Here is a 7,538-nt window from a genome sequence, read left to right on the forward strand (position 1 = left end):
CTGCGGGCCTCCTGGGAGCCCCGCTCCCTACACTGGCCGCCATGGCATGCCGCATCAGCGAACTGGTCATCGAAGCCGCCGACGCCGAGCGGCTCGCCGCGTTCTGGAGCGACATCCTCGGCTATGTCGAACTCGGCCGGGAGAGCGACGGTTCCATCGAGATCGGGCCGCCCGGCGTCGGCTTCGGCGCCCGCAGCCGACCATCGTCCTGAGCCCCACCAGCGAACCCCGGGCCGGGAAGCTCCGCCTGCACATCGACGTCAACGCCACCGACCGCGACCAGGACGCCGAGCTGGAACGGCTCCTCGCCCTCGGCGCCCGGCCCGCCGACGTCGGCCAGACGGGCAAGGAGAGCTGGTATGTCCTGGCCGACCCCAACACTCCTGATTATCAGTTCTGAGGATACCCACAGGTCAAGCCCAACGACAGAGCCCCGCCCGGCAGTTGCCGAACGGGGTGGTTGGCTGTCTGTGCGGGACGCTACGGGGCGCGTAGTACATCCTCGGGCCCGCCCGCGCGCGACGGGGGAGCACAAGGGCGGGGCTGGGGTTCGCGTGGGGTCAGACGGGGAAGCGCCATGAGTCATCCGGGGACAGGAGGTAGCTGCCCTTGGGTGAGAGTTCCGCGCGCATCGAGTGGAGAGAGAACCGGTTGCGCTCTTCCCAGATGCGGCGGACGCGTTCCAGGTCGTCCCAGAGTCGGCGGGGGCCGCCCTGGTGCACCAGGGGTGAGGTTCCGTCCTCGGCTCGGGCCCATGAGCCGTCCGCAGCGAGTAGCCACACCACACGCCGCCCGTCGTCCGGGTAGGTAGCCGCGCGGGTCTCTACACCGGGCGTGTCCAGCTCGAACAGCCACCGAAGGGGCCATTCCTGCCACAGGTCGGGAACCGGCCCGTCCGGGGGTCGCACGTCCTCGCCCTCCCGTACGCGAGCCCTTACGAACACGTCGTTCAGCTTCGCCGGGTAGTCCGCTTCCTGCCGGGTCTCCATGAACGTGGCCGGGTCGGGCTGGACGGTGCCCCGCGCGATTCCGTCCGTGCCCATGTCCGCCGTGATCAGTAGGGCGGTGTGGGCAATGGTCGTGACCAGTCGTCCGCCAGGACGCAGCGCGCGGAGCCATGACGCGGGGACGGGCCGTACGGAAACGGTCGCCATGATGCGGTCATACTCCGAATCGGGGAGATCCCCGGTTGCGTCGATGGCTTCCACGCGCGGTGTGCGCCCGAACTCGGCGAGGCGGGTCCGGGCTGCCTCGACTAGGTACGGGTCCACGTCCACGCTCGTCACGTTGTCGTCCCCCAAGCGGCGTGCGAACAGAGCGGCGGAGTACCCGGAACCCGTTCCCACGTCGAGCACGCGTTGACCGGGCTTCACGTCGAGCCGATGGGCCATGGACACGATGAGCCCCGGCAGTGTGCTGGACGACGTGGGGTCACCCTTGCCGTGTCCGCCGGGGGCGGCGTGGTCGGCGTGCGTGGGGCCGACACGGGTGACTAGCGTCTCGTCGGAGTACGCCGCGTGCAGGCGTTCCGGGGAGCCCTCGGGGAGGTTCACCAGCGCCCATTCCTGCGCCGGACTGTCCGGGATGCGCTGCCACCAGCGCGGGACGAGTAGGTGCCGGGGGGTGTTGCTTACGCCGTCATGCCATGCGGGAGCGTCGGCGGTCACCTTGTCGGCAAGCGCTTTGGCGGCTCCGGTCCATGCGGGCGCTTCGGTCATGCTGTGTCTCCTTGCAGGGCATCGGCCATGGCTTTCACGAGCGGCACCCCGGCCCGGACAGCGAGCCAGTGCCATTGGCCGTTGGGGTTCACCTCGAAGAACACCCAACGTCCGTCCGGGGTGACGGCAAAGTCCAACGCACCGAAGAACAAGTCGAGTTCGTCCATGAGTTGACGTACCCCCTTCTCAACCTCCGGGGGCATGTCCACCACTTCGTACCGGTGGGACTGATAGTCGGTCCGCCAGTCGAGCCGCGCGGCTTCACTGTCGGTGTGGATGGCGACGGAAAACATATGCTCCCCGATCACGGTCAAGCGCACTTCGTACGCCTTGTCCACGCGCTCTTGGAACAAGTGGGCGGTACTGCCAACTCCGTCGTCCAGCTCGTCCGCGGAGACAAGCGCCACGGGAAGGAACTGCCGCTTCCCTTCGGGGCCGAGCACGCCCCCGCCAAGCCCCTTGTAGACAACCGTGTCGTCTCCCATGAACGTACGGGCGTGCTCGGGGTCCGACGTGATCACGGATCGGGGCACGTCGAGCCCGCAGCGGGCAGCAACGGCGAGTTGAACGGGCTTGTAGTTCGCGGCAGCGTCCCGCGAGGGGTGGTTGATCCAGCGGACGGGCAGCGATCCAAGCACGCCGAGCAGCCCCGAACGCGCCTCCGAGACCGCGAGGGCGCGAGCGTTTCCAGGCCAGTAGCCAGGGGTCCGGAACTCGTTGGGGCGTCGCCACCACACCGACTTCACGGTTTCCAGGCGGACCGTACGGGAGCCGGCGAGGGGCCCCGTCCAGCCGTCCCCGGTGAGGGAGACAGCCAGAGGGGATGCGGTGGGAAAGTCGGTAGTGTCGAACCTGACGACTTCTTCCCCGCGCTTCACCAGCTCCTCAACCACTGCGTCGGCCGTGAGATCGTTCCGGCCGGTCAGGATGAGGATGGTTCGCATTTCAGTACAGGTCGGTTCCGGAGTCGGAGCCGGGGGCCGAGCCGTCGCCGTTGCTGGTCTCGGTCTGCGTCTCGGGCATCTCCGCCGTGATCGCGTGCCACGGGTTGCCCTCGGCGGAGACGTTGAGCTGCAACCCCTCGCTGTACGTGATGACCGGTGCTTCGTTGTTCGACGGCGGGGGCGAGACCAGGTGTCGGACCCCGAACGGGACGGGCGTAGCGATTGCGGTGCTCATGCTGCGTACCTCCTTCGTAGTTGGTGCGTGGAGTGGTGCTCGCACTAGGCAACCGTCCGACCACGCACAGCGGTACCGTTGGGAAGAGGGCGGGACTTAAGAGCTTTAAGAGGCCATGGCACGGGAGTTGAGACGAGTGACACCGCAGCCGAACGGCGGGCTTGAACGCCTGTACCACGAGAGCCGATGGACCCTGCGGCAGTTCGCACAGGAGGTCAACCGCTTAGGCACAGAGCGCGGAACACCCCTCAAGTATCGGGAACCCTCGGTCCACCAGTGGCTAAAGGGCCACCTGCCGAAAGAGGCTGTGCGACCGCTGATTCTGGAAGCACTCGCCCGGAGACTGATCCGCCCCATCACACACGCCGACGCAGGATTCCCAGCACCCCCGAAGGAGTCCAACAGCCCCCCGACTACCGTTGAAGGTCTGGTAGACCTCGGGAGGCAAGACATGGACCCCTCACGCCGAAGCGTCCTAGGCGCGGGGCTCTTCTCCGTCGCGCTTAGCGTTCCCGGATGGCCGGATGTTGTAGGGCGAATGGAAGCACTAGGGAAAAACCCTAAACTCCGCATCGGGCAACCGGAGGTAAGCGCAGTCAGAGCAATGACTGAACGCCTTTCGGATCTTGATGACGATTTTGGCGGCCGCTACGCGCGCCCCATGGCCGCAGCGTTTCTGGTCAACACAGTGACCCCGTATCTCAACGCTGACGCGTCCAGCGAGACACGAAAGTCCATGCTGTCCGCCGCCGCCTTTCTCTGCTACCTGACCGGATGGATGGCAGTTGACGAAGGTGCTCATGGCAGGGCACAGCAGTATTACGTAAAAGCCCTCGAACTTGCCGGGGCGGGCGGGGACCACAACACGTACTGCCACGTTCTGCGTGGCATGTCTGTACAGGCCGCGAACCTCGGTCACGGAGCACCAGCGGCGAGGCTCGCGAACGCAGCCGCAGAGGCATCACCCGAGTCCACTCCTCGTATGCGGGCATTCATGGCGGGGCAACAGGCCCACGCCTACGCCCTTGCAGGAGAAAAGAAAAACGCGCTCACGAGCCTGCGAGCGGCAGAGCGCGCGGTCAACCAGGCAGAAAGCCAGCTCGGCACTTTTGGCGGCTTCAGTTCCGCTACCCTCGCCTACTCAACAGCGGAAGTACGGCACATATTGGGTGACACCAAAGGAAGCATTGAGTCTCTACACGACCATTTTCGACTTCGGGACTCAACGGACATGCAGCGCAGCAAACTAACTTTCAGCTCTCTGCTAGCCGAGAGACAGCTTGAAATTGGCCACCTAGAAGCCGCGTGCTCTACATGGACTTCCGTTCTCGATGACTATCCGGCTATTCACTCAGGGAGAATTGACGGGCAGGTCAAGAAGATCCCTTCCCTTCTGTCTCCCTACCGCCAGAATTCCCTTGCTCGGCAAACAGTTGAGCGCGCAATGTCACTTACCCGGAAATGAAAAAACCCACCCTCTCACCTCGCAAGGGTGAAAGAGCGGGCTTACTGTGCACTGGCATTCAGTCCCAGATATCCGATTCGTCGCTATCGGGTTCGGGGCTGGCAATAGAGGTGCGGAAACTTGGCGAGAGGCCCAATTCCCGGATGTAGTCGGGAAAGCTGGGAACGGTACTGGGCTACGATGGTCGCCGCGCCGTTCTTCACCGTGCCCCGCTCGGTGGTCACCATGAGCCCCCCTGTAGATAGGTCTCGTTCGGCCTGGTCGATTCGCACGACGCACACGCACGCGTCTTTCGCCGTGCTGTAATCAACTTCCCCGATACCGGCCGCGACTTCGAGCACGGGCACCAGGCGTCACCATTAGGCGGAGGCCACGACGCGGCACCGGGCATTGGCAATCTCGGTCGCACTGTTGGGCGAGTGAGTGAATACCTCGATCCAGTCAGGTTCGGTCAGGATGGCGCGGGGCGCGATCACCCCTTCTCTGATTCGCGTTTTGGATGGGTTGCCTTCGCGCGCCTAGGGTGGTCGTCTTCGCTGCCGCCGCAGCGGTAGCCCGCGCGGACGCCACCTGCTGCAAATCCTCACTGGATGCCGATTTCGGAATGGCCGCCTTCACGCCCCAGCGACGGGCCTCGGCGCCCTCTTCCCCCTCAGGGAGCACGGGAGCCACCTGATATTCGCATTCGGCGCCCTTCTCGATGCCCGTGTCACGAAACGACGACACCCCTGCCTCAAGGCGGGCAATCTCGTGCCCGTCTCGGAGCACGATGTATCGGGCATCCCTTGCGTATGCGCGCCACGAGAGGTCGACGAAAGCACTGCCCTAGGAAACCGTGATTCCCTCACCCGCACTGGAGCGATCAACCACAGCCGTTTCTCCCGATTTCTCCTGCTCCACACTGAAGTCCATCTGCTTCAGTTGCTTCGCCTGCGCACTGTCCGCCTCGGGCGACTTCAGTGTTCGCGTTTCCCCATTCGAGAGCGCCGAAATAGAGAATGCCACCGACTCCGCTTCTTCTGCACCAGAGGCAGCAGCTGGAGCCGTTCCTGATGTTGCTATGACCACTGGAGCAAGCACCAGGGCAGCCTTCTTGGCAGCGGAAATCCTACTCATTTATCCCCCGAAATTTATTGGTCAGCCGAGCCGTCCCGGACCTGGGTAATCCCATGGAACCCAAAGGCGACAACGGCGAGAGCGGAAAGCGTGTTAACATCATCAGCCGGAGTGGTGATCATGCGGCTCCAACGACAACCTTCACATCGCATGTGAAATTCATCTCGCATGGCGAACATGAATGATCTCAGGGGTACGTATGAGCAGCAGAGTGGAAGACACTCCCGTTAGCCTCTATGGCAGCGTGTCGCTCGGGCTCGGCGTCATCAGCCTGGCCTGCATGGCTTTTTACTCCTTCGGAGTGGCCCCGCTCGCGTTCGTACTGGGCCCTCTCGCTGTCACCTTCGGAATCCTGGGGCTCTACAACAAGGTGAACCGAGTCAAATCAGCTATCGGGGCGTTCATCGGGCTCGTCCCCACCGGCCTTCTTTTGCTGCTGCCGTTCGGCGTGGCCCCCCTCTAGGGCCTGTTGGGAAAGTCGCGGCTGTTGATGCGATCGCCGAGAAGCTGAGTCGGTTGTGGGCGGCCCTTGGAACGTCGAAGATGGGGCCATGTCTGAAGCCCCCGATGTTGCGACGGCTTGGTGCTGGCTCTTGGAACGCAGGCCGGGCACGCGGGGAGCCATGCATGACTCCCTGCTTGCCGTCGTTGAGGCCGCGCATGCCGAGCCCCGCCTGCGCGGCCTCTATCCATTCCCGACTCATGGGACCCTGCACTTCCTGCGCAGCGCCCCGCCGTGGGTTGAACCGGGTCGCGACGACCTCCCCTTCATCTTGTATGGCGGACCGCCGTACAAGGTCTACTCATCCGGCTATGCCTCCCTGCTTGGCGAGGTCGCGACGCCGGCGGAAGCCGCCGCTCTCGCTGTGAGAAACTTGCCGGAAAACGTGGTCATGGAGAGCGGCGATTAACACGGCGAGATACCCGTTCCGGGGACTGAGCCTGAGGTTCATAGCCACTCGTTGAGGACTGCGACCAGCACCGTGGCTTCGTAGCGGACGGCGAGCTTGTCGTACCTGGTGGTCACTGCCCTTTGCCTCTTGAGGCGGTTGATTCCGCACTCGACGGCATGGCGTTCGCGATAGTCGGCCTTATCGAACTTCGGCGGCCTGCCGCCATGGGAGCCAAGCTTGGCCCGGTTGCTGGCCCGATCGGCAGGGATGGGGATCGTGGCCTTGATCCCGCGTCGTCGCAGATAGGCGCGATTGCTGCGGGAGTCGTATGCCTTGTCCGCGCGGACCCGGCCCGGACGTTTGCGTGGCCGTCCAAGCCCCAGCCGGGGCACCCGGATTGCCTCCAGAACGGGCTCGAACTGCGGCGAGTCACCCCACTGTCCGGCTGTGATCACGATCGACAGAGGCTTCTGTCCCTGTTCTACCGCGAGATGAATCTTGGTGGTCAGCCCGCCCCGGGAACGTCCGAGTCCGTGATCGGCCGGTTCGGTGAAGACGCCGCCGGGCGGTTCCTTCTGGAGATCCCCCTTTTCGCCGCCCCGGCGGCGGGCTGGTGAGCCCGGCACACGGTCGAGTCGACGTTCACGTCCCAGGTGATCAGGCCCTTCGCATCGGCCTCCGCCTGGAGCTGGGTGACGATCCGGGCCCAGGTGCCGTCTCGCTGCCAGCGCCGGAACAGGTCGTAGACCCGGTCCCACGGCCCGTACCTCTCGGGCACGTCCCGCCAGGGGGCGCCGGTTCGGGTCCGCCACCGTATGCCGTCTATCAGCTGCCGCCGCGTCCACACCAGTGGACGGCCCGGCTTGATGCCCTGCGGCAGCAACGGTTCCAGCCGGGCCCACTGGCAGCTCGTCAGATCTCCACGCCCCATGACACGTGATCACCTACGACCAAGATCCACTTTCACAACAGGCCCTAGGGGGTGTCCGCAATGTCGGTGGGGAGCCAGAGTCGTAGGCAGACGAGGGTGACGAGGGCTTGGTAGTGGCGGGCTCGTTTGTCGTAGCGGGTGGGTGCGCCACGAGGCGCCACGGAATCGAGTGAGGTGAGAGACCTTCACCGCCGGGTTGTCGTAGCAATCCGGTTGAAGCTGGGGGCAGTTCGGTT

At 64.7% G+C, this 7,538-nt stretch carries 9 protein-coding genes and 1 pseudogene; 4 read left to right on the forward strand and 6 right to left on the reverse strand.

Annotation, left to right across the window (positions count from 1 at the left end):
* Positions 1-41 precede the first annotated feature (41 nt).
* Positions 42-400, forward strand: a pseudogene (locus tag ACFW9Z_RS16410) (VOC family protein).
* A 160-nt stretch (positions 401-560) separates the two neighbouring features.
* Here the strand turns inward: ACFW9Z_RS16410 and ACFW9Z_RS16415 are convergent.
* Genes ACFW9Z_RS16415 through tgmA form a run of 3 tightly spaced genes read right to left on the reverse strand, consistent with a single transcriptional unit; the run spans position 561 to position 2,897 of the window.
* Positions 561-1,718, reverse strand: a complete 1,158-nt coding sequence (locus ACFW9Z_RS16415; protein WP_384640506.1) for a methyltransferase domain-containing protein — start codon at positions 1,716-1,718, stop codon at positions 561-563.
* Positions 1,715-2,662, reverse strand: coding sequence for an ATP-grasp ribosomal peptide maturase (gene tgmB, locus ACFW9Z_RS16420; RefSeq protein ID WP_384640508.1), 948 nt, complete (start codon positions 2,660-2,662; stop codon positions 1,715-1,717). The genes ACFW9Z_RS16415 and tgmB overlap by 4 nt, the downstream gene beginning before the upstream one ends.
* A 1-nt stretch (position 2,663) precedes the next feature.
* Positions 2,664-2,897, reverse strand: coding sequence for a putative ATP-grasp-modified RiPP (tgmA, locus tag ACFW9Z_RS16425; protein WP_384640511.1), 234 nt, complete (start codon positions 2,895-2,897; stop codon positions 2,664-2,666).
* A gap of 115 nt (positions 2,898-3,012) precedes the next feature.
* Between tgmA and ACFW9Z_RS16430 the strand changes: the two genes are divergently transcribed.
* Entirely contained in the window at positions 3,013-4,362 is a 1,350-nt protein-coding gene (locus ACFW9Z_RS16430) for a tetratricopeptide repeat protein (RefSeq protein WP_384640514.1), read from the forward strand.
* A gap of 83 nt (positions 4,363-4,445) precedes the next feature.
* Here the strand turns inward: ACFW9Z_RS16430 and ACFW9Z_RS16435 are convergent, their stop codons facing one another.
* Both ACFW9Z_RS16435 and ACFW9Z_RS16440 read right to left on the reverse strand, forming a co-directional pair.
* The gene (locus ACFW9Z_RS16435; protein WP_384640517.1) at positions 4,446-4,709 is read right to left on the reverse strand and encodes a hypothetical protein; all 264 of its coding nucleotides are present in this window, start codon (positions 4,707-4,709) and stop codon (positions 4,446-4,448) included.
* Between the two features lie 478 nt (positions 4,710-5,187).
* Positions 5,188-5,478, reverse strand: coding sequence for a hypothetical protein (locus ACFW9Z_RS16440; RefSeq protein WP_384640520.1), 291 nt, complete (start codon positions 5,476-5,478; stop codon positions 5,188-5,190).
* A 199-nt stretch (positions 5,479-5,677) separates the two neighbouring features.
* Here ACFW9Z_RS16440 and ACFW9Z_RS16445 point away from each other — a divergent pair, with 199 nt between their 5' ends.
* Complete coding sequence (locus tag ACFW9Z_RS16445) at positions 5,678-5,941, forward strand: hypothetical protein (protein ID WP_384640522.1); 264 nt, start codon at positions 5,678-5,680, stop codon at positions 5,939-5,941.
* Positions 5,942-6,029: 88 nt separating this feature from the next.
* A complete protein-coding gene (locus ACFW9Z_RS16450) occupies positions 6,030-6,389 on the forward strand; it encodes a DUF6193 family natural product biosynthesis protein (protein WP_384640525.1) in 360 nt (119 codons plus the stop codon).
* Between the two features lie 38 nt (positions 6,390-6,427).
* On the opposite strand, the gene ACFW9Z_RS16455 is transcribed toward ACFW9Z_RS16450, so the two are convergent.
* A protein-coding gene (locus ACFW9Z_RS16455) for an IS5 family transposase (protein ID WP_384640528.1) occupies positions 6,428-7,302 on the reverse strand; the annotation gives its coding sequence in 2 pieces (ribosomal slippage) (positions 6,428-6,909 and positions 6,909-7,302; 876 coding nt in all).
* Between the last annotated feature and the right edge of the window lie 236 nt (positions 7,303-7,538).

The organism is Streptomyces sp. NPDC059452, assembly GCF_042750035.1.
Classification (GTDB): Bacteria; Actinomycetota; Actinomycetes; order Streptomycetales; family Streptomycetaceae; genus Streptomyces.

Coding starts and splice junctions, on each gene's coding strand:
- ACFW9Z_RS16415 (WP_384640506.1), bottom strand. CDS start 1,718: ATGACCGAAGCGCCCGCATGGACCGGAGCCGCCAAAGCGCTTGCCGAC.
- tgmB (WP_384640508.1), bottom strand. CDS start 2,662: ATGCGAACCATCCTCATCCTGACCGGCCGGAACGATCTCACGGCCGAC.
- tgmA (WP_384640511.1), bottom strand. CDS start 2,897: ATGAGCACCGCAATCGCTACGCCCGTCCCGTTCGGGGTCCGACACCTG.
- ACFW9Z_RS16430 (WP_384640514.1), top strand. CDS start 3,013: ATGGCACGGGAGTTGAGACGAGTGACACCGCAGCCGAACGGCGGGCTT.
- ACFW9Z_RS16440 (WP_384640520.1), bottom strand. CDS start 5,478: ATGAGTAGGATTTCCGCTGCCAAGAAGGCTGCCCTGGTGCTTGCTCCA.
- ACFW9Z_RS16445 (WP_384640522.1), top strand. CDS start 5,678: ATGAGCAGCAGAGTGGAAGACACTCCCGTTAGCCTCTATGGCAGCGTG.
- ACFW9Z_RS16450 (WP_384640525.1), top strand. CDS start 6,030: ATGTCTGAAGCCCCCGATGTTGCGACGGCTTGGTGCTGGCTCTTGGAA.